This window comes from Mycobacterium sp. NGS15 (assembly GCF_059813245.1).
Genome location: NZ_JCALEF010000004.1, coordinates 627,750 through 654,617, shown reverse-complemented (window position 1 = coordinate 654,617; position 26,868 = coordinate 627,750). Strand labels below are relative to the sequence as shown.

Sequence of the window (26,868 nt, the reverse complement as noted above, 5' to 3'; positions counted from 1 at the left end):
GGGGGGGGGGGGGGGGGGGGGGGGGGGGGGGGGGGGGGGGGGGGGGGGGGGGGGGGGGGGGGGCGGGGGGGGGGGGGGGGGGGGGGGGGGGGGGGGGGGGGGGGGGGGGGGGGGGGGGGGGGGGGGGGGCCCACCCCCCCCCCCCCGCTTCCTACTATTCGAAGGTGACGATCATCGGCGACCTCGAGCGCGCCCGTCAGCTGGCCTTGGCTGCCAAGGAGGAGGCCGCCAAGGAAATCCTGCTTTCGCTGCTGGCCCGGGTTGAAGAGGCCGACCGCGACGATCTCGCATGCGAGGTGCTGGCTCAACTTGCCGAGATCTATTTGGTGCGCACGGCATACGACGGTGTCGAGGAAGGTATCCGGCGGATCCGTGAATGCCTGATGGCCTATGCCGACATCCGCTCGGGGCAGCGGCCCGATCTTGCCGCGCAGGTAACCATGTCCGATCACGAGGTCGACCACCTGATCTGCCGCTATACCCGGCGCGCCGAGTTCCTCGCGGCGGGCCTGGCCGCGGCGAATGGTGATCACGACGGTGCCGCGGCGAGACTGCAAGCATTGATCGAAACCGCTGGGGATTTCCAGGATTTGGCCGCCGAACACCGTGGCCTCATCTGCTACGCCAGGATTCTGATGGCCAGGGGTCTGTGCGACGACGACATGTACGCGGACTCCGTTCCGGTGTGGGCCGAGGTTCTCGATCTACTCGAGGAGTATGCGCGCGAGGGCGACCTGGAGTCCGATCACCTGTTCGTCGACGGTGCGCTCGCCTATGGCCGGTTCTGTGTCGAGACCGGCCGCCTGGATGAGGCCGAGCCGTGGCTGCGGCGGGCGGAGGCGCGTGCCGGGGCGCGGGACTGGCACCTGGCCGGTGCCCGGGCGCAGTTGGAACGTGCCGCCGCCCGGTGGGCGGACGGCGATATCGCCGAAACCCAGACGCTCGTCCATCGCGCGTACCCGGCGATCGCCGAGCATGTCCGGGCGCACGATGTCTCGCGCAGCTGGTTGTACTTCGGCCTGATCCGATTCCGGATGGGTGACCTGGACGACGCGGACGAATGCTGGGGACATGCCGAGCGTCATTGGCGCGAGATCGAGAAACCGCTACATATTCACCGAATTCTGTTACAGCGCAGCTGGATCTGCATTGTGCGTGGAGATTTCGCCGAAGCGGCCGAGAAGGTGACGCAGGCCCGCGAATTGCTGGACTCGTATCCGCGGCACAGTTGGCTGCAGTACGCCCGGCTCGACGATCAGCTGGGCAACATCTGGCGTGCCGACGCGCTCGCCGATATGGGCTTCGATCCTGCCGCCGGAACCGTGGACTGCGCCGAGGACAGCGCCGAGTACGTGCGCGCCATGGCCAAGCTCGAACAGGCCGCAGAGCTCAAGGTGCCGGCAGCGCTGGCGGTCGACGCCGTGCGCTACGCCATTCCCGAGGCCGGCGCGAGGATGCGCTGGGCCAGGTGTGTCTCGGCGCCGCTGCTGGCCGGCGCCTTCGCGGTGGCACAGGAATGGGAGCACACCGCGCTGGTGAGTGAGCTTATCGAATACCACAGTGCGCGAGGTGCTTTCACCGCTGATCTGGAGGATGAGGTGGACGGTCCGGTGCCGGGCGCGTGGGCGGCAACCGCTACCGCGGCCGTTCCCGCCGAGGGTGATATGGCGCTCGTTGCCGCGGCGCCGCCGGTGCAGGCGGACGGTGGTCTCACCCGCCTCGGGCCGCTGCCGCCCCTGCGGATGGACCCAACCGGCGATCCGATCATGAGCCGCTATCGGGAGCTGGCCCGCCAAAAGTACGGCCGCGAGGTCACCGCCCTCGACGAGGAGTGGTCGACGTGGCCGTGACGCCCACCCTGGTTTTGCGATTCGCCGATGTCGGCATCGCCACTTACGCGAGCCTGCGGGTGGTGAGTGACCCCTCGCGCACCGTCACCTGGGTAATCGAGCAGCAATCCATCGAAAAAACTTGCGATGCACTTGATTCGGCGCTTCCCGACCCGAACGGATCCGAGGCGCCGACCGATGCCATCGAACGTGCGTTGGCCACGGGAGCCTTCAGCGATCCGGCCGCAGAACTCGATCTGGCCCGTGTGCTCGGCTCCGAGCTGATCGCCGCCGACGGCTGGAAGCTGTTGTCCGAATGCGTGGCGTCTCCGCGTGCGGTGCTGTTCGTGACGCCCAGCCCGCGATTGGCGCGGGCGCCCTGGGGACAGCTGGCCATGCCGGGCGCGGACGGTTTCCGATTGATGGAGCTGGCCGACGTTCTGATGGCCGTGCCGCCGAACATCGTGCATGCGCCGCGCGAGCCCGCGCGGTGGCGCGATTGTCAGAACGGTCCGGTCGTGCTGCTGCTGGATCCGCGGATTCCCGGGCAGCGACCGGATTCGGCGTTGGGATCGGTACTGGGTCGTCCGGCGCCGGATAACCCGCTGACCCGTCATTTCGGCGAGCTGATGGACAACCACCGAGTGCTGCCCGTGGTCGGCGCGCCGGTTGAGTTGTTCCGACGGACTGATATCGACCGCGACTGGCTTGCCGGGGTGTGTGCGCAGCATCCGGCCCGGCTGCTCTACGTCGGGCATGCCAGTGCCGCCGAGGGCGCCATCGGACACGCCGAACGGGCTGCTCTGCACCTGGCCGAGGAGCGTCCACTGACCGCGGCCGACATGATGGTCACCCGGCTCCCGATCCCGCCGCGGGTCGCGCTATTGGCCTGCTCCTCCGGCGGGGACTACCGCTTCGACGAGGCCACCGGGCTGGCCGCCGCGATGATCCTAGGCGGAGCCGAGCTGGTGACCGCCACCCTGTGGTCGTTGCCGACGACCCTGGCATACCGCCGTTTTAGCTCTCACACAAGCGATCCCATGGCCGAAACAGTCGCCGCCATCGATCTTGCGCACCGCGAGGAGGACGCCGGCCGCGCGGTGAACCGCTGGCAGCGGGCCCAGCTGCGGCGCTGGCGCGACGGTGACCGGGCGGCCAGCCCGCTGCACTGGGCTGCGCTGATCAGCTTCGCCGTCGACGGCGCCCGCTGAATCAGTCGGCACGCACCCGCACCGCGATGATGCTGTGATCACCGGGCCGGTAGTACGCATCGATCACGCTGCCCGGCGCCATCTTCTGCAGCGCGGAAGCGGGTATCACCGCAGTTTCGCGTGCCGGGAACTGGCCGCCGTCCGGCCGGGTCACCATGAGGTCCAGTTGCATCTCGCGGCCCGAACCAGTGGCGCTCAACCCGGTGACGACCCCGCGCGAGCGGGTGCCCCCATGAATCACGGCGCGCTGTGCCCCGGTCAGCAGCCGCTTGCGGATCAGCACATGGTCGAATCCGGCGGCGAATTCCTCGATCGTGACGAGCCGCTCATCGGCCTCCGCGTCCGGGTCTGCCGACGTCTTCCGGCGGCCGGACAGCAATGCGGCGCATCCACCGAAAACCCTGGCAATGGTGGGAAATCGTCCTGTGGTCATGTCGATATCGTCGACCCGGCCGGCCGCTACCGAACCCAACTTTTGGGCGGCCGACAACGATTACCCTTATGACGGTGAGCATCGGTTCGGCAACATCCGAGGCCGCTGTCGCGATGCGGTCGGCGGTGCCTCGCCGCGCCGTGATCGATCGGGCCTGGCGGGCGATCGGCTCCGGTGTCGAGGTGCTCAGCGCCGATGACGGTGGGCCGCTGCGCCGGACGGTGAAACGGATTCTGGATCCTCTGGTGTTGAGGTTGCGTAGCAATGCGGCCTTCTCGGCTCCAGTACTGGGTCCCGAGGTGGCCGCGGCCATGCATGCTCTGATCGTGGGCCATGGTCCGCAATTGCGGGCCACGGCGGACTGGTTCGTGATGCTCAAGGCCGCGCGGCGCAGGCAGCGCATTACCACCGGTAACGCTCAAGAGCTCTACTTCCCGGTGTGTTTCGAATTGGCAGTCACCAAAGGCGTTCCGCAGGTTACGGATCAGCACACCGCGACGGAGGTTCTGCATGACCTGCACCGCGATCGGGACCGTACTGCGATCGAGGTGCTCAACCGTCATGTCGATGAGCCCGACGTGGTGGCCGGACTCGCCAAGTTGCGGGACCGGAGCTGGCGTGATGTGCGGCCGGACGACACCATCACCGGCCCGTTCTTCACGGGTCTGACCACAGTGCTCGGCACGGCCGGTGGTCATCGTGAGATGTCTGCGCGCCAACGGGTCTGGACAGCGTTGATCGCCGATGCCACCCCGTACAACCTGGGGGCGAGCGCGCATGGTCCGGTCGCCACGCTGCCATGGTCCATTGTCGAGATCGGATTGAGTTCCACTGAACCACAACGGCCCCCGGCCATCGATGGAGACACCGAGGGCGACCGTCCGATGGATCGCAGCGTCGTTGATCGGGTACGGGCCACATTACGCCGGGCACTGGACCGTGACGAGCTGCCCGACATTCCGCTGTTGTGTGCCGAGGAGGTCGACCGGGCTTGCGCCCCGTGGGGCCTGATGAGTGAGGACAAACAGGCCGCGCTGCTGGCCGGCGTTGAGGTAGCGACGGACCTGCGGCCACTGGATGATTCGGTGACGACGCGTTACGACGTGTCGGGGCGTATTCAGGCGCGGCTGGTGAAAGAGGCCTACGTGATGCATGCCCGGCGTTATCTCGTCGACGGTGAAGCGATCCACCCCCGGCAGCGACAGGTTGTTGACGACCTGGCCGCGTTCACGCGGCCCTACCTGAACCGGTTGTGGGCCAGGTTGCACGGTCGCGATGTCTGGCAGGAATCCTGTGGTGACGTCGATGATCTTCGGTCGCTGCTGGAAGGGGTGGCACGGTCGGTAAGCCTGGACCACCGGCAGCGGATCAAGGCCATGCTGGAATTACAGGCCACCGCATGAAGCTGAACAATGAATTCGGTATGTGGGCAACGGGTCCCGCACCTGCTCCGGTCGGTGCGGTGGCCGTTCTCGAGGTCAGTGGCGCCGTCTTGTCCTGGCCGATTGACGACCCATCGCATCCGCCGGTGATCAGTTTCACCGACGCGAACAGGGCCGACTGGATGTGGAGGGTTCTCGGTGAGGCCGGACACGTCGCGATCATCGAGGCGCTGCGCGGTCGTGATCCCAGCGAGGTGATCGAGTTGCCGTCGGTGACGATGCTGCCGGGGTCGACGGATTCCTTGCGGCGGTTGGCGTTGGGCCATTGGCTTCGGCGATGGTGGCCGACCAGTCGCCGCGACGGTATCGCTGCGCTCGATCGGCCGGTGCTCGACGCTGAGCTCGCGGTGCTGACCGCGGCTGCCGAGGACTATTTCACCGACGACACCCTGGACGCCGATGTGTCTGAGCTGTTGGCCCCCCATGGCGCGGCACTCGGTTCTTATCGCGATCCGCGAGTGGATGCACTCGCGGCGCGGTGCCGGGGCCTGGCCGACGAGGTCGGACTCCAGTGGGGTGTGCCGGGCGCCATGGCCCCGCGGCGCGAGGATTATGCGCTGGCGGCCGGTCCCGGGGGCGAACCCGAGCCATCGGGCGTCGTCGCCTCGGGGGACGTGACCATTGCCTGGTCGGACGTGCCACCGGGGATCTTCGATGCGGCCGAACGCAATCTGGCCTGGGGCGTTGTCGCCGAGGGCGCGACGGTAATCGCCCAGTTGCGGGCGGCGCTCTCCGGCCCTGAATCAGCCGCAGGCATTCCGGTCTCGTTGTGCTGCGGTGTGTTTCAGGCCGCCGGCGTCTTGGATGCAGAGGGCGGTGCCGTGCTGCCGGTGTTCGACGGTGATGGCCGACCCGCCGATGAGGCGCAAGCCTGGAATGCCGACTGGTCGGCGATGCGGGTCAGCGTGGGCGCTGGGAAGGCCGCCGAATCGAGCGAGTTACGTGATCGAGTTCGGGCATTCGCGCGCGCACGTCTGGCCACGCCCGCCCGTGATGCGTTCCTCGCCGAGCTGCTGGCCGCCGAATCGGACTACTGATGTCGCAGTCGGGGGTCATCAGCTGATCTGTTCGGATGTGGCGACCGTGACCGATCTGCCCGCCACCGCGATACCGGCGGGCCGATCCACAGCAGGCCTGCCGGTAGGAGTGCAGCTCATCGGTCCAATATTCGAGGACCGCACACCGCTAGTGGTGCCTCGAGATCCAGTCGGCGATAAAGCCTTCTTCCACCCGGAACAGGTCGTTGACGTGGTAGAGGATCAGGTCTTCGAGCTTGCCCCCGATGAACGGGATGTACACCTTGCACGTGCTGGAGAGCCTGAGCTGAGAACCCTGATCGGTATCGGAGAGCCTGCACACCCCGGTGAACGCCCCCGGTCCGGCGAGAACTGAGGCACCGTAGCTGCCCATCGCGGATCCCTTGCCCTGATCGAACGGGTCGAAATGTTGCGTCCGGGTGATGATCATGTCGCCGAGCATCACCTTCTGCGCGATCGGCGGCAGATACATGCGGGGCAGGTGCTGTTTGACCACCACATCGATGCCCCGATCCGCGACCGTAAACGAATGAATCTCCGAGACCGGTGTGATCCACCCATACGCCGACATCAAGGTTTCCCAGTAGTCCCGGCTCGCAAAGTCTTGATAGATCTTCTCGGCCGGAGCCGGAAAATTCACCGTGAACACCGAACGCCTGGACATCGGAACCAGGTTAGCCGTGGGTGGCGATCCACTCCGAGGTGAATCGCTGTTCGGCAGATAGCAGGTCCATGAGTTTTCCGCCGACGAAGCCCTCGATCTTGCCGCCGACCAGGGGGATCTTCACTTCGACACCGGCCTTCAGGTCCTGTCGTGAGCCCTTGGCCCCCGGGTGTAGCCGCGCGGTACCGGACAGGGTGACGGGTGCGCCCGCTATCGAGCCCACCACGGTGCCTTCGGACACACCGCCGGAGATGGCGCTCCATTTCTCGGTGCGGACAATCCGCAGGTCGCCTCGGTGAAATTGCGACACGATGCCCGGCAGCCGATCGCTGCGCAGCACCTGTGTGGTGACGATTTCGAGGGCGCCGCCATCGGATTTCAGGGAATCCAGTGTGGCAGTGTCAGCGCCGGAGCCGGCCAGCCGTTCATGCCAGTAGCTCTCGTCGGCGAAGGCCGCGTGGACTTGCTCGACGTTGGCCGAATACTCCACTGACAGGTCAAATGCGCGTGCCATGGGTGGCAAGGCTACCGTTAGCGCCCGTGAGCTTGGATGAGCCGCTTGCGCGAAGACCGAAAAGGCTGTCACCAACAACGCGCGCGAAGATCGAGGATCTCGGCGCCGCGGTGACCGACGACGCTCCCCTTGCCTCGTTGACGACCTTGCGCCTGGGGCCGGTGGCATCCACGCTCGTTCGGTGCGAGAGCAGCGCGCAGGTGACCGGCGCGCTGGCCGCGCTCGACGGTCATCCCGTCCTGCTGCTCGCCGGCGGCTCGAATCTGGTTTTGGCTGACGAACTTCCGGACCTCACGGTGGTGCACATCGTGTCGACCGGTGTGACCGTGGACGGGCCGCTGCTGCGCGCGGACGCGGGCGCCAATTGGGACGAGGTGGTGGCGCTGTCACTGCGGGCCGGCCTGGGGGGACTGGAATGCCTCTCGGGAATCCCGGGCACCGCGGGCGCCACGCCGGTACAGAACGTGGGTGCCTATGGCGTCGAGGTGGCCTCGCTGCTGCGGCGCGTGCGGGTGCTCGATCGGACGACCGGCCAGGTGCGTTGGTATGAGCCCGGCGAGCTGGGGTTCGGCTATCGCACCAGCATTCTCAAGGGTACTGATGCACGCGTGGTGCTCGGGGTCGAATTCGGTTTATCCACCGACGGTCTGAGCTCTCCGATTCGCTACCCGGAGCTCGCCAAGGAGATCGGGGTAGAGCCCGGGGAGCGTACCGATGCGCTTGCGGTGCGCGAGGCGGTGCTGGGCCTGCGGCGGCGCAAGGGCATGGTGCTCGACGAGTCCGACCACGACACCTGGAGTGTCGGTTCCTTCTTTACCAATCCTGTCGTTGCCCAAGGTGATTTGGACGGCATTCGGGCACACGTCCACGGACTACTGGGGCCCGATATCGCCATGCCGCAGTATTCGGCCCCGGACGGGGTGAAACTCTCGGCAGGCTGGCTTGTGGAGCGGGCCGGGTTCGTCAAGGGCTATCCGGGCACGGATTCTTCGGTGCGGGTGTCCACGAAACATGCACTGGCACTGACCCATCGCGGAGGAGGGAGCACTCGCGACTTACTGGAGCTCGCGCGTACCGTTCGCGACGGGGTCTTGGACGCCTTCGGTGTCCGTCTGGTCCCCGAGCCTGTGCTGGTGGGTTGTGCGCTGTAACTCGCCGCACGCCGCGCACAAGATCAGTGCGCGCCGTTCTGTGCCGTGCAGGCATGGCCGGTGCTTTCCCGGCACCGGCTCTCAGTGTCCGCGGCGGCCGCCACGCCGGAGCTAGTGCTGCTTCCTATCCAATAGCATAGTGCGCCAAGGCTGATCGCGGCGCCCAGCAGACAGACTCCGCCCCATCCGTGGGTCGAGTACACCCACGTCGACACGATGGCGCCGACAGCGCTGCCGATGGAATAGAACGTCATGTAGGCGGCGGTGAGACGACCGTGAAGGTCGGTGTCCAGCCGGTAGATGAGGCTTTGGTTCGCCACATGTACCGACTGCAGTCCGAAGTCGATGATCACGACCGCGACGGTTAGCCCGAACAGGGCCCAGCGCAGCGTCGCGGCGAAGGCCCATGCCGCCAGCATCAACGACAGGCCCACGCCGGTAACCCGATTGGTCCAGCCTCTGTCACACCACGATCCAGCCTTGAACGCACCCAGTGCACCCGCTGCCCCGGCCAGCCCGAACAGCCCGACTTCGGTATGCGACAAGTGATATGGCGCGGAAGTGAGCGATAACACCATGGGTGTCAACAGGACGGTGATGGCGGCGAAGGTGAGCATCGCGATGATTGCCCGCGAGCGCAATACCGGCACGTCGCGCAGGAGCCGCAGCGTGGAGGCGATGAGTTGTCCGTAGGGAAGCCTCTGGTGTGTGCGCGTCGCGTGCGGCAGAGCATGCGTCAAAATCGCCGCGGTCGCGACCGCGGCGATGGCGGCCACCACATACACCGCACGCCAGCCGAATAGGTCGGACAGGGCACCGGACACCGTGCGTGCCAAGAGAATACCGCTGATTATGCCGCTGGTTACCACGCCGACGGCCCATCCCTGTCGCTCCGGCGCGGCATGCACCGCCGTGTAGGCGACCATCACCTGCGTCACCACCGCGAGCGCACCAACCGCGGTGACGCTGAGCAGGAATGTCCACGCGTTGGGTGACATCGCCGTGGCAAGGAGGGAAACGCCCAGCGCAATGGTTTGCCCGATGATGAGCCGACGTTGGTTGACGGTGTCGCCGAGCGGCACGATCAGTAACAGGCCGATGGCGTACCCGATCTGAGTGAGGGTCAGCACGATACCGACTTGTGCTGTGGGCATGGAGAATTGCGCTCCGATGGTGTCCAGTAATGGTTGTGAGAAGTAGATGGTCGCCACCGCGAGCCCGCAGGCAATCGAGAACAACACGATGACGGGTCTGGTCAACATGGGCGCTCCTCGGTAGAGTTGGTTTCACTTCGCAACCGTTTGAGCTTGGCATGAATGGTTGCATATTGCAACCAAAGGAGGCTGTCCATGGTGGGTCGCGCCAGTCATGCGGACTCGAGCTGCACCTTGGCCAGGCCGCTGGGTGAGATCGGGGACGGCTGGTCACTGCTGATCGTTCGTGACGCGTTTGACGGACTGCGCAGATTCGGCGAGTTCCAGCGGAGTCTTGGGCTCGCGAAAAACATCCTGGCTTCTCGGCTGGCGACGTTGGTGGACAACGGCATCCTCGAGGTTGTTCCCGCCGGAGCGCGCCATGAGTACCGACTGACGGACAAGGGGCGCGGGCTGTTCCCCGTTTTGGTGGCCCTGAGGCAGTGGAGCGACGAGTTCTGTTTCGCGCCCGGGGAGCCGCGCGTATCCCTGGTCGATCGCGAGACGTCCCGTCCGGTGCAACGCTTCGAGCTGCGTGCGGCAGACGGTCGCGCACTGGCTCCGGAAGATACGGCCGTGGCGGGCGTCTAGTTCTGGTCGAGCCAGAATCCGCGCCTTGCGCATAGGCGCGTGACGGTCGTCTACCGTTCGGATGTCCCGGCACGAAAATGTCCCGGAACGAAGGAGGACCCATGCGGATCGGATTCCTAGTGCTGTTGGTCTGGGTCGGGTTACTCGCGGCGCCGCTCGCGACGGCCGACCCGGGTGCGACGCCGGTGGACCCGGCGTCCCCGGAAGCAGCCGCGATCCTGGCGCCGGCGCTCGCGGACGTGACGGCCCAGCTCGGCAAGCCGGTGCGTTTGGATGTGCGCAGCCTCAAGTCCGCCGAAGGCTGGGTCTTTCTCTGGTCGGCCATGCAGGAGCCCGACGGTAGCCCTGTCGACTACACCGGTACGCCCTTTGCCGAAGCCTCCGCCAACGGCGTCCTGTCGAAGAAATACGTAGCCCTGCTGCGCCAGGGCGAACAAGGCTGGGTGCTCGTCGACAAGCGGGTGGGACCGAGTGATGTCGCCTGGGCCGGCTGGGGTGCGCAGTACGGTGCGCCTGCGGCGATCTTCGATATCCCGGTCTACTAGCCGCGATACTCGACAAAACCCCAGGTACCGCACGATCCGATATGTGATCCTGCTCGGGCCGGGCGAAGCTGTCCGCGGCGGGCCGTATCGTTGGGTGTCGTGAAGTACCCCAGACCAGATCTCAGTGATGCGCTGACGCGACGGCGCGCGCTCACGATGTTGGGTCTGACGGTGCCCGCTGTTGCTGCCGCCTGCACCACCGTCGGCTCGAATGCTCCCCTGGACGCCCCGTCACCGGGAGTCGTCCTGACCTTCCTGCCCGACGACAAGGCCAAGGAGGTCAATCCGACCGCGCCGGTCAGCGTGACCGTGGCCAACGGGTGGTTCCAGGACGTGAAGTTGGTCAACGCCGACGGCAAGGTCGTCGCCGGAGTCCTCAGTCGCGACCAAACGAGGTTCCGCACCACCGAGCCCCTCGGATTCGACGTGACGTACACCTGGAAGGGTTCGGCGGTCGGGCTGGACGGTAAGGCCGTCGCGGTGTCCGGCACCTTCACCACCCTGGTACCGACGGCGAAGGTCAACGGTCAATTCCAGCTCGCCGATGGGCAGACGGTGGGTATAGCGGCTCCCGTGATCATCCAGTTCGATGCGCATATCGCCGACAAGGCCGCGGCGGAGAAGTCGCTGAGCATCGTCTGCGACCCGCCCACCGAAGGTGGTTGGGCCTGGCTGCCCGACGAGCAACAGGGTTCTCGAGTGCATTGGCGATCACGTGAGTACTTCAAGGCCGGCACCAAGGTCGGAGTGAAGGCGAATCTCTATGGAATTCCCCTTGGGGACGGGGCATTTGGAAACGAGGACATGTCCTTGGATTTCAGCGTGGGGCGCCGCCAGATTGTCTATGCCGATGCGCCGAGTCACCGCATCCGGGTGACCACCGACGAAGGCACCATTCTGGACCTGCCGTGTAGCTACGGTGAGGCGGACCTGCCGCGCAACGTCACCCGTAGCGGGATTCACGTCGTCACCGAGAAGTACGAGGATTTTTGGATGTCCAACCCGGCGGCCGGGTACACCAACGTTCACGAACGTTTCGCGGTCCGGATCTCGAACAACGGCGAGTTCATCCACGCCAACCCCAATACTGTTGGACAGCAAGGCAGTACCAATGTCACCAACGGCTGTATCAACTTGTCGTTGGGTGATGCCGAGTCGTACTTCCGAACCGCCATCTACGGTGATCCCGTCGAGGTGACCGGTACCTCGATCGAGCTGTCATACTCCGACGGCGACCTATGGGATTGGGTGGTGGACTGGCCGACCTGGCAATCGATGTCGGCGCTCCCTCCGAATCCGAAGGAACGGACGGTCACGTCGACAACCTCGTCCATCCCGACCACCGTCCCGTTGACCCCGTCGGGAGCACCGACGCTGTCGGGGACGCCGACGTCAGCACCGTTGACCCCGTCGGGTGCGCCGACGCTGTCGGGTACCCCGACAACCACGCCCCGATAGTCCAGTGCGGATCTGTTTGTTGAAGAAGAGGATTGGCGCGTTCAGTCGCGTGTCGCGCGGCGCGTGGATGAGGCCTGATCTCGCGGTTTGACGACGATCTGGTCCAGATTGACGTGCGGGGGCCGCGACGCGACGAACGCGATGATCTCGGCGACGTCCTCGGCGACCAATGGGGTGATGCCCTGGTAGACCGCGTCTGCCCGGTCCTGGTCACCGTCGAAGCGCACCACCGAGAACTCGGTTTCCACCGCACCCGGTGCGACCTCGGTGAGCCGCACGGGCTTTCCGAGAAGCTCGCCGCGCAGCGTGCGGTGCAACGCCGCCTGTGCGTGCTTGGCTGACGTGTATCCGCTGCCGCCGTCGTACACATCGAGCGCGGCGATAGAGGTGATGGTGACGATGAGTCCATCGCCGGAGGCAATCAGTTTGGGCAGCAGGGTGCGGGTCACCTGCAGGGTGCCCACCACATTGGTTTCCCACATCCAGCGCCAGTGCTCCAGATCTGCCTCCAGTACCGGTTCCAGCCCCCACGCGCCGCCGGCGTTGTTCACCAGCACGTCCACCCGGTCCAGGCTCTGCGCAAGGGCGGCAACCGAATCGGCGTCGGTGACGTCGAGCACAACCGCGCTGCCCCCGATCTCCTCGGCCAGGGCGTTGATGCGGTCCTCGCGACGAGCCGCAACCACAACGTGAAATCCAAGGGCGGCAAGAGATCTAGCGGTTGCCGCACCGATTCCTGAGCTGGCACCGGTAACGACCGCGACCCGGCCGTCGAACGTGGGATTGGTCATGGACGCCACTGTAGTCAGAACTCCTACTAGGACATCGGCTCGTAGGGATGCTAAATTGCGCCTGTGTCCATCAAGCGTGCCGCCGAACCCCGGGTCACTTTCGTGATCGCCGGTATTGGTTCTCGGCTGCCGCTGGCTCGCGAGCTGTGTTGTCGCTGCGTCTGTCGCTGCGCCTAGTTTCTGCACGTCTTTCCTGACGTCTCGGGCGTGGTATCGCCCCAGTTCACAACACCATTAGCCCTTGTAGCCCGCGCTTCAGCATTCGTCTGAATCCGGCCCTTCCGCCAAAGGACCCTTCTCATGACTTCTCCGGTTCGCCGACCTGTTTCTCGTCACCAGATTCATCCCCCCGCCCTGTACATCGGCGATAGCGCCGCGTCCTCGGTATTCCGCGCCGCACGTGTCCGCGGACCCGTGGCCCGCGATGCGATTGCCCAGGTCACAGGTCTTTCCATCGCCACCGTCAACCGGCAGGTCACCGCGCTGCTGGACGCCGGGCTGCTCCGTGAACGTGCTGATCTGGCGGTCTCCGGCGCCATCGGGCGTCCGCGGGTTCCGGTGGAGCTCAACCACGAGCCATTTCTGACCCTGGGCATTCACATCGGTGCCCGTGCCACCAGCATTGTGGCGACCGACTTGTTCGGACGGACCCTCGATGTGGTGGAAACTCCCACGCCAAGCGGTCCACAGGGGGCCGCATTGGCCTCGTTGGCCGGAAGCGCGCAACGGTACCTGGCCCGCTGGCACCGCCGTCGCCCGCTGTGGATCGGGGTGGCCACCGGTGGTGTGGTCGACGGACCGGCCGGAACGGTGGATCACCCGCGTCTGGGCTGGACCGAGGCGCCTGTCGGCCGAGTCTTCGCCGACACGCTGGGTCTGCCGGTATCGGTGGCCTCGCACGTGGACGCGATGGCCGGGGCCGAGCTGCTGCTGGGACTGCGGCGTTTCGCGGCGCGCTCCCTGACGAGCCTGTACGTATATGCCCGTGAGACAGTCGGTTTCGCGCTGGCCATCGACGGACGGGTGCACAGCCCGGCGAGTGGTCCGGGCACCATCGCGGCGTTGCCGGTTGATTCCGAATTGCTGGGCGGTACAGGCAAGCTGGAGACCACCGTGAGCGACGAGGCGGTGTTGGCGGCCGCGCGGAGGCTGCGCATCGTGCCGACAGGGGAGGGCGTCTCGGTGAGCGCGGTGTACAAGGCCGCGCGCGGCGGCAATGATTCTGCGCGCCAACTGCTTTCCGAACGGGGCCGGGTGCTGGGCCAGTCGGTGGCGCTGCTGCGTGACATCCTCAATCCCGACGAGGTGATCGTCGGTGGGCAGGCCTTTACCGAATACCCTGAGGTGATGAACGACGTCGAGACCGCGTTCCTGGACCGATCGACGTTGTCCAAGCGCGATATTCGTGTGACGGCGTTCGGTAACCGCGTACAGGAGGCCGGCGCCGGAGTGGTGTCCCTCGGCGGGTTGTTCGCCGATCCATTGGGTGCCATGCGGCGGGCATCGGCCCGGCGGCCGGAGACCTCCGCGCTGGCTTAGGGCTCCAGGCGCGGCGAGTGTGAAGCCACGGCGGAATTTGCCGCGAATTTCCGACGTAGCTTCACATTGGGCGAGGTGGTTGCTGGCGTTTTAGCCGCGAATCTGCGACTCGGCGCCGAAAAGTGATAGGGATGTGCATATGACGCATATCCACCACGTGTCCTCCGCAAAGGTGCCGATGGCATACGCCTTCGACTACGTCAGTGATGCGCACCATCTGGCGGACTGGATGTTCGGGATCGAGCACGTTCGCTTTGTCAATGACGTGTCCCGGGGGCTCGGAGCCAAATACGACATCGCCATCAACCTCGGCGCCACCCTCCGGTCGACGATCGAGGTGACGGGGTGGGATCCGGACACCCTGTTCACCACCGCGTCGCGCTCCGGGATCGACAACCAGATCGAATGTCGGTTCCGGCCCGTCTCGGAGGACGAGACAGAGCTGGAGATCAACATCGACTACCGGCTGCCCGGCGGGCTTGCCGGACGTGCCCTGGGCAAGGTCATCTCGCCGTTCATCTCGCTGGCCATCACGCACTCGGATGAGAAGCTGCGCAAGATCCTGGAAGAGGGATATCGCCAGAAGCTCACGGCGCGCTGAGGCTCAAAACGCTGGTAGGAGTGCTGCGCGTCGACAGCTTGTGTGTAAGTGACAAGATGGCGGTGTGCTTAGTGGCGATGAGTTCGCGCGCCGGGCGGTTTCGGCGCTGAAGCCGCGCCGCATCGCCGTCCTATCCGTACACACCTCGCCACTGGCCCAGCCGGGTATCGGCGACGCCGGCGGCATGAACGTCTACGTGCTGCAAACGGCCCTTCAGCTGGCCCGCCGGGGTGTCGCCGTCGACATCTTCACCCGCGCCACCGCGTCTTCCGACGAGCCGGTGGTGGCCGTTGCGGACGGGGTGACGGTGCGCAGCATCGTCGCCGGCCCGTTCGAGGGGCTGGACAAGTACGACCTGCCGACCCAGCTGTGCGCATTCACCGCCGGAGTGCTGCGTGCCGAGGCGATCCACGAGCCCGGCTACTACAACCTGGTTCACTCGCACTATTGGCTTTCCGGTCAGGCGGGCTGGCTGGCCCGTGACCGCTGGGGCGTTCCGCTGGTCCACACCGCGCACACGCTCGCCGCGGTCAAGAATCAGACGCTCGCCGAGGGGGACCGCCCGGAGCCCGCGCTGCGCGCGGTGGGGGAGCAGCAGGTCGTGGACGAGGCCGACAGGCTCATTGTCAACACCAAAGATGAAGCCGAGCAACTAATTTCGATACATAATGCGGACCCCGGCCGCATCGATATCGTTCACCCTGGCGTCGATCTGGACGTCTTCACGCCCGGTGACAAGACTGCCGCCCGCGCCGAATTCGGCCTGCGGACCGATGAGCAGATCGTCGCTTTCGTCGGGCGCATCCAGCCGCTCAAGGCCCCAGATCTGCTGGTACGCGCGGCGGCGAAGTTGCCGGGGGTTCGTGTTCTCATCGTTGGCGGGCCGTCCGGCAGTGGTCTCGACGAGCCTACGGCGCTGCAGGACCTCGCGGCGGACCTCGGCATCGCCGACCGGGTCACCTTCTTGCCGCCGCAGTCGCGAGAACGGCTTGCCCAGGTGTATCGGGCGGCCGATATTGTTGCGGTGCCGAGCTATTCGGAATCCTTCGGACTGGTGGCCATCGAGGCTCAAGCCTGCGGCACCCCGGTGGTGGCAGCCGAGGTGGGCGGTCTTCCGGTCGCGGTCGCCGACCAACGCACCGGCCTGCTGGTACCGACCCACCGCACCGAGGACTGGACGGACGCCATCGGGGACTTGTTGGTGCGCGCCGGGGCCGAGCTCAGCCGCGCAGCCGTCGAGCATGCCGCCGGTTTCTCCTGGTCCAGCACCGCCGATGCCCTGCTCGCCAGCTACAGCCGGGCCATCTCCGATTACCGTGCGCCACAAAGGCCCTCGACGCAGCGCCCGTCGCGTTCGCGGTTTCGGTCACGTCGGCTGTCGGGACTGCGGCGATGACCACCGCAGGGGACGCCTACGCCACCATCGTCCGGACACTCGTGGAGCGGGAGGTCGTCTTTACCGAGCATCATGGGCCAGACGGCAAGCCGGCGCTGATCGTGGAGCTGCCCGGTGAACGCAAGCAAAAGATCACCACGATGCTCAGCCCGGGCGAGCACGCCGTGCGCGTGGAGGTATTCGTCTGTCGTCACCCCGACGAGAACACCGAGGGTGTCTACCGGTACCTGCTCAAACGCAACCGCCGGTTGTACGCCGTCGCCTACACGATCGACAACATGGGCGACATCTACCTGGTGGGCCACCTGCCGCTGCCGGCGGTCACCCCCGATGAGATCGACAGATTGCTCGGACAGGTGCTGGAGGCCGCGGACAACGACTTCAACATCTTGCTGGAGTTGGGGTTCAAGACGTCCATCCAGAAGGAGTGGGCGTGGCGGACCTCGCGGGGCGAGTCGCTCAAGAATCTTGAGGCCTTCGAGCACCTCATCGAGGATTGACCCCGTCGATCAGTCGAGGCCCGAAGAGACTCAGAAGAGGCCAGGACCATCAGCACGGACTAGACGCGGCGTGCAAGACTGTCCGGCGTGACGTTCCGTAGCCCTCTGCCCGACGTTTCCATTCCCGACTGCTCTGTCTACGAGTACGTGTTCGGCGACCCGAGCGGAGACGACGATCGTGTCGCGCTCATCGACGGGCTTTCCGGGGCGCAGACCACCTTCGGCGAGCTACGTGCGCAGATCGACGCGGCGGCGGCGGGACTGGCCGACCGAGGGTTTGGCCTGGGCGACGTCGCGGCGGTCTTCCTGCCGAACTGCTCGGCCTTCGCCGTGGTCTTGCACGGAATCCTGCGCGCGGGCGGCACCGCGAGCACCGTCAACGTGTTGTACACCGCCGAGGAGCTGGCCAAGCAGCTCATCGACTCCAAGGCACAGCTCATCTTCACGGTGTCGCCGCTGCTGTCGCGCGCACTGGAAGCGGCGGAAATCGCGGGTATTGATGCCGCCGACGTGATCACCATCGACCCCGTCGAGGGACGCCTCTCGCTGGCTGATATCGTGCGGCCCGACCTGGCGCCGCCGGAGGTTTCCTTTGACCCGGCAACGCATTTGGCGGTGCTGCCGTACTCTTCCGGAACCACCGGCAAGGCCAAGGGTGTCATGCTCACCCACCACAACCTGGTCGCCAACATTGCTCAGGCCAAGCACCTCTACGGGGTGGAACGAGGCGACCGGGTGCTGGCCGTCCTTCCGTTCTTTCACATCTACGGTCTGGTCGTCCTGCTCAACGTGCAGCTCAAGCTGGGCGCCGAGCTGGTGATCCTGCCCCGGTTCGAGCTCGACACCTTCCTCGGCTCCATCGCCAACTACCGCGTGGACCACGTCTTCGTCGCCCCACCGGTGGCGGTCGTACTGGCCAAACACCCGGATGTCGACAAGTACGACGTCTCCTGCTTGCGCTCGGTGTTCTCGGGCGCTGCCCCGCTGGACGAGCAGCTGGGCAATGCCGTTGCCGCACGCCTGAATTGCCGTGTCAGCCAGGGCTACGGAATGACCGAACTGAGCCCCGTCAGCCACCTCATCCCGCCGGGTCGGCCCGATATCCCGCTCAACTCGGTGGGTATCCCGGTCCCGAATTCCGAGAACAAGCTCATCGACACCGAGACCGGCGCGGAGATCGAGATTCCGGCCGAGGGCGAGAGTGCGCCCGGGGAGCTACTGGTGCGTGGCCCCAATGTGATGGCCGGTTACCTCGGAAACGACGAGGCCACCGCCGCGACGATCGAACCCGACGGGTTCCTGCACACCGGAGATATCGCGGTCGTGCGCGCCGACGGGGTGGTGACGATCGTCGACCGGCTCAAGGAGCTCATCAAATACAAGGGCTACCAGGTGCCGCCCGCCGAGTTGGAGGCGCTGCTGCTGACGCACCCTGGTATTGGCGATGCCGCCGTGATCGGCGTTCCCGACCCGTCCAGCGGTGAGATTCCCAAGGCCTTCGTGGTGCGCACCGATCAGGACCTCACCGATGAGGCGGTCATGGCCTTCGTCCAAGAGAAGGTGGCTCCCCACAAGCGGATTCGGCAGGTGGAGTTCATCGACGCCATCCCCAAGAGCGCTGCGGGCAAGATACTGCGCAAGGATTTGCGCGCACGCATCTGAGCTGCGAATCCGCTGGCGGGTTGTCAGACCCGAGTGGCACCCTTGAGCCTATGAGCCACGTGTACGAGGAGATCGACGACAGGCTCGCTCGATGGTTGACCGAGCAGCCGGTTTTCTTCGTGGGAACCGCGCCGAGCGGCGCGGACGGTCACGTTAATGTCTCCCCCAAGGGGATGGCCGGAACCTTTGCGGTGCTGGGGCCACACCACGTGGGCTACCTGGACTACTACGGCAGCGGCGCGGAGACCATCGCGCACGTGCGCGACAACGGGCGCATCGTGCTGATGTTCTGCTCATTCGACAAGCGCTGTCGCATTATCCGGCTGCACGGCCGGGCTCGTGTGGTGCAGTTCAACGAACCCGAATACCCGAAGCTGCGTAGCCACTTTGCCAAGGAGCTCGAAAAAGGTGTGCGCTCAATCATTTTGGTTGACGTCACCCGGGTGGCCGACTCCTGTGGCTACTCGGTTCCGCTGATGGACTTCGTGGGTCATCGAGACGTGTACGAGAAGCATGTCGAGAAGACGCCCGCGGAGAAGATGACCCTGGAGAGTGCGCTGGAGCATAACGGCAGCTCGATCGATGGCCTCCCCGCGCTGCAGTAGTGTTCGCGGTACGACTAACCGGACATTAATCTCGCTGACCCCTTGACAAGCGGCCGGGCGTGACACACCCTTGGTTTACGTTTATGCGTGATGCGTAAGCGATAAGCGAAGGGTGATGCCAATGACGGCACCCGACGCGGGAGCCTGCCCGCGCCGACGTCCGAAGGTCAGCCACGGGGCCAGCGCGGTGGTGACGGGCGCGGGCAGCGGTATCGGACGCGCTTTCGCGGAGGCCATCGTGGCTCGCGGTGGTCGGGTGTTGTGCTCCGATATCAACCTGGCCAGCGCGCAGGAGACCGCCGACAAGCTTGGACGCGACAACGCGCACCCCGCGGTTTGTGATGTCAGTTCGTACGACGAGGTAGTCGAGCTCGCCGATACGGCGACCGCCTGGCTGGGCCACGCCCCTGATCTGGTCATCAACAACGCGGGCATCGGAACCGGCGGCAAACCCATCGGCGAGGTGTCGATGGACGACTGGAATGCCACCATCGGCATCAACATGTGGGGAATGATCTACGGTTGCCAGGTCTTCACTCCCCGGCTGCGTGAGCTGGGATTCGGCGGCATCATCAACGTATCGTCGGCCGCCAGTTTCGCGGCCGCGCCACTGATGGGTCCGTACAACGTCAGCAAGGCTGCCGTGCTCGCGCTGTCGGAGACGTTGCGTGCGGAGCTGGCGGGCAGTGGTGTGCGGGTAACGGTGCTGTGTCCCACGGCCGTCAAGACCAACATCCTCGACGGCGCGCGTATACCCGGGCCACTCACCAACCTCGCGAGCACTGCGTTCAAATGGATGGGCGTGTCGCCGGAGTGGATCGCGAAGACCACCCTCAACGCGCACGATCGGGGGCGGCTGTATGTGGTGCCGCAGCCCGACGCCAAACTCATCTGGGCGATGAAACGCCATGCACCCGTGCCCTATTCGTGGGGCACGGGAATCATCTCGCGGTTGGGTCGGCTGTTGCCCGAGGATGCCGATCCGCATGAGTTGTGGGATTCTGCCTACGAACAGCAATCCCCGGTCAAGGTGGTGCGCTGATGACGGGCCGTGCGCTGCCGGTGGTCGTCGTCGGCGCCGGATACACCGGCCTGGGCACCGCGGTGGGTTTGCGCGAGGCCGGGGTCACCGACTTCACCGTGCTCGACCGCGCCCGCCCGGCGCCGGGAAGCTGGCGCGACGACACCATTGCCCTGTTCAAACTCGGCCCCCACGTGAAGTTCGGCAATGATGTCACCCGGGTCGCGCTCGACGGCGACGTGTGGATCGTGGACACGGAAGCCGGACAGCGCTTCACCGCACGCGCGGTCGTGCTGGCCACCGGGTCGGTGGACGATGGCACCGACATCCGGGGTATCCAGGGGTACACCGGAAAGACCCTCGATGCCGCCCGGATCGGTGACGGTACAGAGCTCGCCGGGCTGCGCGTCGCCGTGGTCGGCAATAGTGCAGCCGCCGCATCGGTGCTGCCTGCAGTGGTGCGAAATGCCGCCAGTGTCAAGTTTTTCCAGAGTTCACCCGATTGGATACTGCCGCGCACGAGTGGCCGCGTAGGGCAGCTGGTCGATCGCACGCTGCGCCGCGAGACGCGCGAGGCCTGGTTCTCGGGTAGGCGTCCGACAACGCGCGGGCTACTCGAAGTGGTGGCTCAGCGGAACCTGCGCCGGTGTGTGCAGGACCCCTGGATCCGGCGTCAACTGACGCCGCTGAGGCTCACCGGTCGCCCCAACGTCGTGGTGACCGATGAGTTCCTTACCGCACTGCAAGCGCCCAACTGCAAGCTGGTGACCTGGCCCATTGCCCGGTTCAGCAGCGGAGGCATCCGAACCGCCGAAGGCATCGACCATCAGTGTGATGTCGTGGTCTTCGCATCCAGTCCAGATGCGGGATCGACCATCGCGGTGGTGCCGGTGGTGGGGGCCCAGCATCGTGCGTTGAAGCCGGCGGATTGCGTTTCGGCCACCGTGGCGGGTTTTCCGAACTTGTTCATCGCGGATCTGCCTGCCACCGAACCGAGTCGCGACAGCGCCCGCAAGACACAGGCGCGGATCAACGCCGTAGTCGGCGGTGTGTCCTTGGCATTGCGTTCGGCAGACATGGCCGCAGCAGTGGTCTCCGAGGCCTCGCGGCGCACCAAGGCCACCGCGGCGTTCACCGCCATCGGGTTGCGGCCAGTGCTGTCCCGAGCCCGCCTGGATAAAACCGGCAGGCCGGGCGTGCTGCTGGCGCGGCAGATCGTCTCGACCATCATGGCGGCCGGCGGATCGATGCCCCGCGGCACCGAGGTGAGACGGTTGAGGGATCCGCTACGGGGAGAATGGGTTCGGGCGGGGGCGGCACTCAGCGCCGACGACCCAGGACCGGTCATCCTGTACATCCACGGCAGCGGCTACGTCATCTGCTCGGCGAAAACCCACCGCTCGATGGTCGCCCGCCTGTCGGAGGCAACCGGGCTGCCGGCCTTCACCGTCGACTACCGGTTGGCGCCCGAACACGTTTTCCCGGCAGCTGCCGACGACGTTCGGGCCGCCTACGACTGGCTGTTGGAACGTGGTCATGATGCCCAGGGCATCGTGCTCGCCGGCGATTCGGCGGGCGGGCATCTGGCGGTGGACCTGCTCATCGAGAACCATCGGCTGGGTGTGCCCCAGCCGGGCGCGGTGGCGTTGTTCTCGCCGTTGCTGGACCTGACGCTCGGTCTGGCCGCCGAACGCGAGAAGGTGGAACCGGACCCTGTCATCACTGCCGCCGCCGCCAAACATTTGGTGGACAAGTACACGCGCTTTGAGCCCGCCGAGTCGCCGCGGCTACGTCTGAGCTTCCCCGCGGGGATCTCCCTGCCGCCCATCCTGATTCAGGCCGGTGGGGCCGAGTTCCTGGCCGCCGACGCAGAGGAGTTGGCGCGAATGATCGAGACGGCAGGTGGGCACTGCGAGCTGCAGATTTGGCCTGAGCAGATCCACGTATTCCAGGCGCTGCCCCGGCTGATTCCGGAGGCCAACGCGGCGCTGGGCGAGGCCGCCAGATTCATCAACGGGGTGCTGACCCAACAGCCCTTGCGCACGGCCCGGACCGCATAGGAAGGCGAAGAGATGGCCATTGTTCTGGAAGACATGCTGCAGACCATCAAGGACAAGCAGTGGGCCCTGGCCGATGTGGACTGGGAGGCTCCCGGCGCCGAGCAGATCACCGACGCACAGCGTCCCAAGCTGAAGGCCTTTATGGCCGATCTGGTATGGATAGAAAACATTGGTGCGCGCGGGTTTTCGGCGTTGGCCAAAAAGGCTCCCAATGAGACGCTCGCGGAGATCTACCGGTACTTCCACGCCGAGGAACAAAAGCACGCCAACGCCGAGCTGGCGCTGATGCGGCGCTGGGGCATGCTCGAGAAGGATGAAGTTCCCGTTCCGAATGTGAACGTGCGTTTGGCTATTGAATGGCTGGACCGGTATTCGGACGGGTTGTCGCTCACCGTGCTGGGCACCATCATCCCGTTGCTGGAAGTTGCCCTGGACGGTGCGCTGCTGAAGTTCCTTCTGGAGGAGGTCAATGACCCGATCTGTCACCAGGCCTTCCGGCATATCAACTCCGACGAATCACGCCATCTGGCAGTGGATTTCCACGTCCTAGACATGATGGGACAGGGCAATCTGCGCCGCGTCATCATCGAGAATGTCGCCACTGCACTCAACCCCTCGTTACTGATGGGATTGCTGCTGGGACTCGGCACTGGGATCCCGCTCATCAACAGGATCAAGGGCAATTTGATCGGCATGGGTCTGCGTGAGCAGCGCCTGTACGACGCCATGGAGAGATTCGTCAACGTCGGCAGCCGGGGCAACGGCACTCGATTGCTGGTGTACCAAGTCCTGCGGCTCGGGGCGGCGATGATCACCAACGCGCAGAACCCACTTCACCGCCCGTATCACGCGGTGGCCAACACCATGGTCAAGCTGTCCGACTACTACCCGAAGCGCTGGCTTGCCGAACAGCCGAGCTGGTCCAAGGAACTCACCTACGAGGTCAGTGCATGACCGACCAGCCTGATCATTATGTCGCCGTCATCGGTGCTGGGCTGGCTGGATTCGGTATCGGATTGGAGCTGCGCCGCCGGGGTATCGAAGACTTCGTCATCTACGAACGCATGGACGGCGTTGGCGGCACCTGGCGCCAGAACGTTTATCCCGGTATCGGCGTGGACATTCCGGCACAGGCCTACCAGTTTCGCCATGCCCTGAACCCCGAATGGACTCGGTTCTACGCCAAGGGCGGGGAGGTGCTCAGCTATATCGAGCGGCTCTACCGAGAAAACGACGTGCAGCGTTTCGTCCGATTCGGAAGCGATGTGGGCGCCCGCACCTGGGACGAGGGCGCGAAGTTGTGGCGGCTTCAGGTCAATGGGCGGGAGGTGACGGCGAGATTCGTCGTCGTTGCCGCCGGTCCTTTTCCTGAACCCAAACCGGCTGAACTGAAGGGGCTGGATGACTTCCGCGGCACTATCCTGCGTTCGGCGGCCTGGGACCACAGCATCGATCTGACGGGTAAGCGCGTCGCCGTCATCGGTACCGGGGCCAGTGCCGTACAGATCATTCCTGAGATCGCGCGCGAAGTGGGTCATCTCGACGTCTACCAACGCACCCCCATCTGGGTTTTCCCCAAGATCGACCCAAGCATGCCGACACCCTTGCGCGCGTTGTTCCGCCGGGTGCCCGCGACGCAACGGCTACTTCAGGAGGGCCTGGAGTTCATCGTGGGCGGTGCACTCGTCTACGGGGTGCTCTATGCCGGTCGTCTCGGAAACACCCCGGGGGCGCTGCGTTGGCTGCTCGGCAATGTCTCCTATCGATTGCAGGTACCCGATAAGGAGCTGCGGGCCAGGCTCACACCGGATTACGACTTCGGGTGCAAGCGGCCTGCCACGTCCAACACCTACCTGCGTACCTTCAACCGGGCCAATGTGGAGCTAGTGACCGACCCGATCGACACCATCACCGAGAACGGGGTCCGAACGGCGGCGGGTGTGGAACGGGAGATCGACGTCTTGATCCTCGCTACCGGTTTCCGGTTGTTCTTCGATCCGCAGGTGTACCGGGACCGGCCGGTGAGCGGGCGGAAGGGCTTCGATCTGGCCGACTTCTACCAGAGTCACCTCCCCCAGAGTTATCACGGCTTCTCGATACCGGGGCTGCCCAACAACTTCAACGTCTTCGGTCAATACGGCTGGACCGGTGGTACCTACCACAGCGTGGTGGACACCGCGGCCATCCACATCGGGCGGGTCATCGGGGAGGCGCGGCGGCTCGGGGCGACGGACGTCGAGGTGCGGGCCGACGCGGCCGACGCCTGGACCGAGGATGCCCGCTCGCGGTACACCTACTCGTTGTTTCAGACCGGCAACTGCGCCACTGCCAACAGCTACTACTTTGACCACAACGGTGAGTCCGCGTACATCCGGCCGCTGTCGACGCAGGCCGCGCGCCGCTCGTCGCGCACCTTCCCACTTCATGACTACGCCTTCGAAGCCTTCGAAGAGCCGGTCCACACAGTCGCGGCGGCGGTGACGGCGGAATAGGCGTCACCTCCTTAACATGCTGTTCTGCGCCGTGATCAGGTCCGGCGCTGCGCATCGGCCGCCCTGCAGCCTGTGTCGATGCCGTAGTGCGTGGCAATATGGAAAGTATCGGGTACTTTAAGTATCGATAACTGTGTGTATCGAGTACTTGGCTTGCCTAAGGAGCTTCATGCCCGAGCTGCTGCCGCCGCGCGTTCTATCGCCTTCGGAGTCTGCGTTCGTCGTCTCGGGTGCCACTGTGGCGCAGCATTGCTATGGCACGGGAACGCTGGACGAAGCTGCGCTGGAGGATGCCCTCGCGGGCATGATTGAGCTTTACCCGTTGTTGGGTGGTCGAATTCATATGTCGCGCAGAGGTTTTGAACTACGTTTTGCCTCGCGCAAGCGACCGCGGGTCACATTCCGGGATGTCGATGATGCCGACGTCGGGGACTATGTGGTGGCCGGTAGGTCGGCCTTACCCCTTGGGCAGGTGTGTGCGCTGCGGGTATACCGGTCTGCCGGGAAGTTCCGCATGACGTTTCTCTTGCACCACGCCATCGCGGACGCCGACGCTGCCCTGGCATATCTGCACGATGTGTGGACGCTCTACGCGGAGCGAACGCGGCGGGCGAACGGCGTCGTGAGGCCGATGGGTACGCCGCCGCATCCCATTCCGGCTAGTGCCGAGACTCTGCTTCGTGCGCGTGGCTACACCGAACCGGCGTCCGCGCCGATGATGGACCTTCGTCCGGCATACCGCGGGCCCGAATGGATCTGGACCGCTCTGCGTCCACGTCGTGCGCAGCGGGCACGCATTCACCTGTCGGTAGAGCAGACCGATCGTCTCCTCGAGGTGGGGCGCGCGCATGGCGTCACGCTCAATGGGCTCATCAGCGCGGCACTGGTGCTCGCCGAGCGCGAGATATCGGGGAAAAGTGAACTGTCCGTGGCGATGTCCTCATTCGTGAACTTGCGCTCCCGGATAGATCCGCCGGTTGCCCCGACCGAGGGCACCAACGTGCTGGGCATCGCCGAGATTATCCTTGACGTCGGTCGGGGCAGCGACGCGCTTGACCTCGCCCGCCAGGTTATCGCCGACATCCGCGATGGGTTACAAACCAACCGCATTCACCACACCGCATTTGTCCGCGGTGATATCCGACGTGCGCTGTCTCTGGCGAGGCGGTACTTCCTTCTCGTGCCGATGGGGGGATTGGTGCCAACCTTCACCGCCATCCAGATCACCAACTGGGGAAGGGTCTCGGAGTTCGCCACGCCGGCCGGCGTGGACATCAACGACTTTCGTTGTGGTGTCGAGCTTCATCCTGTGACTGCATTCATCGCGACACGGGCCGTCGCGATGGTGGAGGGTCGCATCTACTTCGTGACCAGCTACAACGGAAGGCTGAGTATTGACTTCACCAAACTCGTGAGCGGTGAGAACAGTGCGCGGCGAATTGAGCAGATATTACAGACTGAGATCGAGAAATTAGTTCCTGCAAAGGTTCTCGAATGAATCGGCGGGAAGAGCCCCGGGACCAATGGTCATCCATGATCGCGGGAGGTGTCGAAGTGAAGTCGCTTTTTGGCTCGTCGGGCTGGGGCCGAGAGCAGATGGGATTCACCGACGACGCCGGAATTTTCGAGGTCGCGGCGGCAGCTGCGGGCATCACCGTGTCCGCCGGCCTGTCGCCCCGGGCGGTCACCGCCGTATTTTTCGCCTCCGGTGCCGCTGCGGGACGAGGCGCCCCCGTCTACATCCAGCACGTCCAATTTTTTGAAGCGGCGATAGCCGAAGGGGTCCTTCTGGACATGGTTGTCCAGGAGCTCTCCGCGCCCGGCGCGGCGCAGCCCAGAATTGTCGATGACCCCGCGGCACGAAAAGTGAACGCATTGGCCGCGGTGATGAAGGTCCCGGCGCCGCCGGCGCCCCGATGGTCGGGCGCCGTGGTGGCGTTGCATATCGCCAATGCGCTCAACGTGCTCCGTATCAGCGTCGGCGTGGTGCGCGACCCGGTCGCGTGCCGATATTCCGTCAGCGAACTCGTGACGAATGCGTCGGTCATCGTGCGGGACATGCGCCGCGCCGAGCTGAACAGGGAACTGGGTTGATACGTCGAGAGCAGTCGGATAGCCACATGAGAGACTGGC

The 26,868-nt window shown here is 65.4% G+C and carries 24 protein-coding genes and 1 pseudogene; 20 read left to right on the top strand and 5 right to left on the bottom strand.

All coding sequences use genetic code 11. From position 1 onward, the window contains the following. The first annotated feature begins 164 nt into the window (after positions 1-164). Complete coding sequence (locus AC5Y5C_RS14395) at positions 165-1,850, top strand: hypothetical protein (RefSeq protein ID WP_499973114.1); 1,686 nt, start codon at positions 165-167, stop codon at positions 1,848-1,850. After that, a complete protein-coding gene (locus AC5Y5C_RS14390; protein WP_499973270.1) occupies positions 1,847-3,040 on the top strand; it encodes a CHAT domain-containing protein in 1,194 nt (397 codons plus the stop codon). Before AC5Y5C_RS14395 ends, AC5Y5C_RS14390 begins: the two co-directional genes overlap by 4 nt. A 1-nt stretch (position 3,041) precedes the next feature. On the opposite strand, the gene AC5Y5C_RS14385 is transcribed toward AC5Y5C_RS14390, so the two are convergent. Beyond that, positions 3,042-3,479 carry a hypothetical protein gene (locus tag AC5Y5C_RS14385; protein WP_499973269.1) on the bottom strand — a complete coding sequence of 146 codons (438 nt, stop codon included), beginning with the start codon at positions 3,477-3,479 and terminating at the stop codon, positions 3,042-3,044. A 107-nt stretch (positions 3,480-3,586) separates the two neighbouring features. Here AC5Y5C_RS14385 and AC5Y5C_RS14380 point away from each other — a divergent pair, with 107 nt between their 5' ends. Together AC5Y5C_RS14380 and AC5Y5C_RS14375 are read left to right on the top strand one after the other, a co-directional pair. Beyond that, positions 3,587-4,876: a hypothetical protein gene (locus AC5Y5C_RS14380; RefSeq protein WP_499973265.1), complete on the top strand. Its 1,290-nt coding sequence runs from the start codon at positions 3,587-3,589 to the stop codon at positions 4,874-4,876. Beyond that, the gene (locus tag AC5Y5C_RS14375) at positions 4,873-5,952 is read left to right on the top strand and encodes a hypothetical protein (RefSeq protein WP_499973112.1); all 1,080 of its coding nucleotides are present in this window, start codon (positions 4,873-4,875) and stop codon (positions 5,950-5,952) included. Before AC5Y5C_RS14380 ends, AC5Y5C_RS14375 begins: the two co-directional genes overlap by 4 nt. A 148-nt stretch (positions 5,953-6,100) precedes the next feature. Here the strand turns inward: AC5Y5C_RS14375 and AC5Y5C_RS14370 are convergent, their stop codons facing one another. Both AC5Y5C_RS14370 and AC5Y5C_RS14365 read right to left on the bottom strand, forming a co-directional pair. After that, a complete protein-coding gene (locus tag AC5Y5C_RS14370; RefSeq protein WP_499973110.1) occupies positions 6,101-6,616 on the bottom strand; it encodes a DUF2505 domain-containing protein in 516 nt (171 codons plus the stop codon). A gap of 10 nt (positions 6,617-6,626) precedes the next feature. Continuing rightward, positions 6,627-7,130, bottom strand: coding sequence for a DUF2505 domain-containing protein (locus tag AC5Y5C_RS14365; RefSeq protein WP_499973109.1), 504 nt, complete (start codon positions 7,128-7,130; stop codon positions 6,627-6,629). Positions 7,131-7,195: 65 nt separating this feature from the next. Here AC5Y5C_RS14365 and AC5Y5C_RS14360 point away from each other — a divergent pair, with 65 nt between their 5' ends. Further along, on the top strand, positions 7,196-8,281 hold the full coding sequence (locus tag AC5Y5C_RS14360) for a UDP-N-acetylmuramate dehydrogenase (protein WP_499973263.1): 1,086 nt from the start codon (positions 7,196-7,198) through the stop codon (positions 8,279-8,281). Here AC5Y5C_RS14360 and AC5Y5C_RS14355 read toward each other — a convergent pair. Then, a pseudogene (locus AC5Y5C_RS14355) lies at positions 8,186-9,543 on the bottom strand (MFS transporter). The gene AC5Y5C_RS14360 and the pseudogene AC5Y5C_RS14355 sit on opposite strands and share 96 nt — an antisense overlap. A gap of 87 nt (positions 9,544-9,630) precedes the next feature. Between AC5Y5C_RS14355 and AC5Y5C_RS14350 the strand changes: the two are divergent. The 3 genes from AC5Y5C_RS14350 to AC5Y5C_RS14340 all read left to right on the top strand — a co-directional run bounded on the left by AC5Y5C_RS14350 (position 9,631) and on the right by AC5Y5C_RS14340 (position 12,068). After that, on the top strand, positions 9,631-10,065 hold the full coding sequence (locus tag AC5Y5C_RS14350) for a winged helix-turn-helix transcriptional regulator (protein WP_499973108.1): 435 nt from the start codon (positions 9,631-9,633) through the stop codon (positions 10,063-10,065). Between the two features lie 101 nt (positions 10,066-10,166). After that, positions 10,167-10,610, top strand: coding sequence for a hypothetical protein (locus AC5Y5C_RS14345; RefSeq protein ID WP_499973107.1), 444 nt, complete (start codon positions 10,167-10,169; stop codon positions 10,608-10,610). A 99-nt stretch (positions 10,611-10,709) separates the two neighbouring features. Beyond that, complete coding sequence (locus AC5Y5C_RS14340) at positions 10,710-12,068, top strand: L,D-transpeptidase (protein WP_499973105.1); 1,359 nt, start codon at positions 10,710-10,712, stop codon at positions 12,066-12,068. A gap of 41 nt (positions 12,069-12,109) precedes the next feature. On the opposite strand, the gene AC5Y5C_RS14335 is transcribed toward AC5Y5C_RS14340, so the two are convergent. Beyond that, complete coding sequence (locus tag AC5Y5C_RS14335; protein WP_499973104.1) at positions 12,110-12,859, bottom strand: SDR family NAD(P)-dependent oxidoreductase; 750 nt, start codon at positions 12,857-12,859, stop codon at positions 12,110-12,112. 300 nt (positions 12,860-13,159) lie between these two features. Between AC5Y5C_RS14335 and AC5Y5C_RS14330 the strand changes: the two genes are divergently transcribed. The 12 genes from AC5Y5C_RS14330 to AC5Y5C_RS14275 all read left to right on the top strand — a co-directional run bounded on the left by AC5Y5C_RS14330 (position 13,160) and on the right by AC5Y5C_RS14275 (position 26,829). After that, positions 13,160-14,398: an ROK family protein gene (locus AC5Y5C_RS14330; RefSeq protein ID WP_499973103.1), complete on the top strand. Its 1,239-nt coding sequence runs from the start codon at positions 13,160-13,162 to the stop codon at positions 14,396-14,398. Positions 14,399-14,537: 139 nt separating this feature from the next. Next, positions 14,538-14,999, top strand: a complete 462-nt coding sequence (locus AC5Y5C_RS14325) for an SRPBCC family protein (protein ID WP_499973101.1) — start codon at positions 14,538-14,540, stop codon at positions 14,997-14,999. Positions 15,000-15,063: 64 nt separating this feature from the next. Then, a complete protein-coding gene (gene mshA, locus AC5Y5C_RS14320; protein ID WP_499973097.1) occupies positions 15,064-16,395 on the top strand; it encodes a D-inositol-3-phosphate glycosyltransferase in 1,332 nt (443 codons plus the stop codon). Beyond that, the gene (locus AC5Y5C_RS14315) at positions 16,392-16,895 is read left to right on the top strand and encodes a type III secretion system chaperone family protein (protein ID WP_499973095.1); all 504 of its coding nucleotides are present in this window, start codon (positions 16,392-16,394) and stop codon (positions 16,893-16,895) included. Before mshA ends, AC5Y5C_RS14315 begins: the two co-directional genes overlap by 4 nt. Positions 16,896-16,982: 87 nt before the next feature. Next, complete coding sequence (locus AC5Y5C_RS14310) at positions 16,983-18,557, top strand: AMP-binding protein (RefSeq protein WP_499973093.1); 1,575 nt, start codon at positions 16,983-16,985, stop codon at positions 18,555-18,557. Positions 18,558-18,607: 50 nt separating this feature from the next. Beyond that, positions 18,608-19,162, top strand: coding sequence for a pyridoxamine 5'-phosphate oxidase family protein (locus AC5Y5C_RS14305; protein ID WP_499973090.1), 555 nt, complete (start codon positions 18,608-18,610; stop codon positions 19,160-19,162). A gap of 121 nt (positions 19,163-19,283) precedes the next feature. Further along, positions 19,284-20,204, top strand: a complete 921-nt coding sequence (locus AC5Y5C_RS14300) for an SDR family NAD(P)-dependent oxidoreductase (protein ID WP_499973087.1) — start codon at positions 19,284-19,286, stop codon at positions 20,202-20,204. Further along, positions 20,204-22,243 (top strand): alpha/beta hydrolase fold domain-containing protein, encoded by a 2,040-nt coding sequence (locus tag AC5Y5C_RS14295; RefSeq protein WP_499973085.1) that lies wholly within the window; start codon positions 20,204-20,206, stop codon positions 22,241-22,243. Before AC5Y5C_RS14300 ends, AC5Y5C_RS14295 begins: the two co-directional genes overlap by 1 nt. Before the next feature lie 12 nt (positions 22,244-22,255). Beyond that, positions 22,256-23,197 carry a ferritin-like domain-containing protein gene (locus AC5Y5C_RS14290; RefSeq protein WP_499973083.1) on the top strand — a complete coding sequence of 314 codons (942 nt, stop codon included), beginning with the start codon at positions 22,256-22,258 and terminating at the stop codon, positions 23,195-23,197. Further along, positions 23,194-24,735 carry a flavin-containing monooxygenase gene (locus AC5Y5C_RS14285; RefSeq protein ID WP_499973082.1) on the top strand — a complete coding sequence of 514 codons (1,542 nt, stop codon included), beginning with the start codon at positions 23,194-23,196 and terminating at the stop codon, positions 24,733-24,735. Before AC5Y5C_RS14290 ends, AC5Y5C_RS14285 begins: the two co-directional genes overlap by 4 nt. A 169-nt stretch (positions 24,736-24,904) precedes the next feature. Then, a complete protein-coding gene (locus tag AC5Y5C_RS14280) occupies positions 24,905-26,233 on the top strand; it encodes a phthiocerol/phthiodiolone dimycocerosyl transferase family protein (protein WP_499973080.1) in 1,329 nt (442 codons plus the stop codon). Continuing rightward, positions 26,230-26,829, top strand: coding sequence for a hypothetical protein (locus tag AC5Y5C_RS14275; RefSeq protein ID WP_499973079.1), 600 nt, complete (start codon positions 26,230-26,232; stop codon positions 26,827-26,829). The genes AC5Y5C_RS14280 and AC5Y5C_RS14275 overlap by 4 nt, the downstream gene beginning before the upstream one ends. Positions 26,830-26,868: the final 39 nt, after the last annotated feature.

Bases quoted from the DNA above. Each gene is read 5' to 3' on its own strand.
- AC5Y5C_RS14380 (WP_499973265.1), top strand. From the start codon at position 3,587: ATGCGGTCGGCGGTGCCTCGCCGCGCCGTGATCGATCGGGCCTGGCGG.
- AC5Y5C_RS14375 (WP_499973112.1), top strand. From the start codon at position 4,873: ATGAAGCTGAACAATGAATTCGGTATGTGGGCAACGGGTCCCGCACCT.
- AC5Y5C_RS14370 (WP_499973110.1), bottom strand. From the start codon at position 6,616: ATGTCCAGGCGTTCGGTGTTCACGGTGAATTTTCCGGCTCCGGCCGAG.
- AC5Y5C_RS14365 (WP_499973109.1), bottom strand. From the start codon at position 7,130: ATGGCACGCGCATTTGACCTGTCAGTGGAGTATTCGGCCAACGTCGAG.
- AC5Y5C_RS14350 (WP_499973108.1), top strand. From the start codon at position 9,631: ATGGTGGGTCGCGCCAGTCATGCGGACTCGAGCTGCACCTTGGCCAGG.
- AC5Y5C_RS14345 (WP_499973107.1), top strand. From the start codon at position 10,167: ATGCGGATCGGATTCCTAGTGCTGTTGGTCTGGGTCGGGTTACTCGCG.
- AC5Y5C_RS14335 (WP_499973104.1), bottom strand. From the start codon at position 12,859: ATGACCAATCCCACGTTCGACGGCCGGGTCGCGGTCGTTACCGGTGCC.
- AC5Y5C_RS14330 (WP_499973103.1), top strand. From the start codon at position 13,160: ATGACTTCTCCGGTTCGCCGACCTGTTTCTCGTCACCAGATTCATCCC.
- AC5Y5C_RS14325 (WP_499973101.1), top strand. From the start codon at position 14,538: ATGACGCATATCCACCACGTGTCCTCCGCAAAGGTGCCGATGGCATAC.
- AC5Y5C_RS14315 (WP_499973095.1), top strand. From the start codon at position 16,392: ATGACCACCGCAGGGGACGCCTACGCCACCATCGTCCGGACACTCGTG.
- AC5Y5C_RS14305 (WP_499973090.1), top strand. From the start codon at position 18,608: ATGAGCCACGTGTACGAGGAGATCGACGACAGGCTCGCTCGATGGTTG.
- AC5Y5C_RS14300 (WP_499973087.1), top strand. From the start codon at position 19,284: ATGACGGCACCCGACGCGGGAGCCTGCCCGCGCCGACGTCCGAAGGTC.
- AC5Y5C_RS14295 (WP_499973085.1), top strand. From the start codon at position 20,204: ATGACGGGCCGTGCGCTGCCGGTGGTCGTCGTCGGCGCCGGATACACC.
- AC5Y5C_RS14290 (WP_499973083.1), top strand. From the start codon at position 22,256: ATGGCCATTGTTCTGGAAGACATGCTGCAGACCATCAAGGACAAGCAG.
- AC5Y5C_RS14285 (WP_499973082.1), top strand. From the start codon at position 23,194: ATGACCGACCAGCCTGATCATTATGTCGCCGTCATCGGTGCTGGGCTG.
- AC5Y5C_RS14280 (WP_499973080.1), top strand. From the start codon at position 24,905: ATGCCCGAGCTGCTGCCGCCGCGCGTTCTATCGCCTTCGGAGTCTGCG.
- AC5Y5C_RS14275 (WP_499973079.1), top strand. From the start codon at position 26,230: ATGAATCGGCGGGAAGAGCCCCGGGACCAATGGTCATCCATGATCGCG.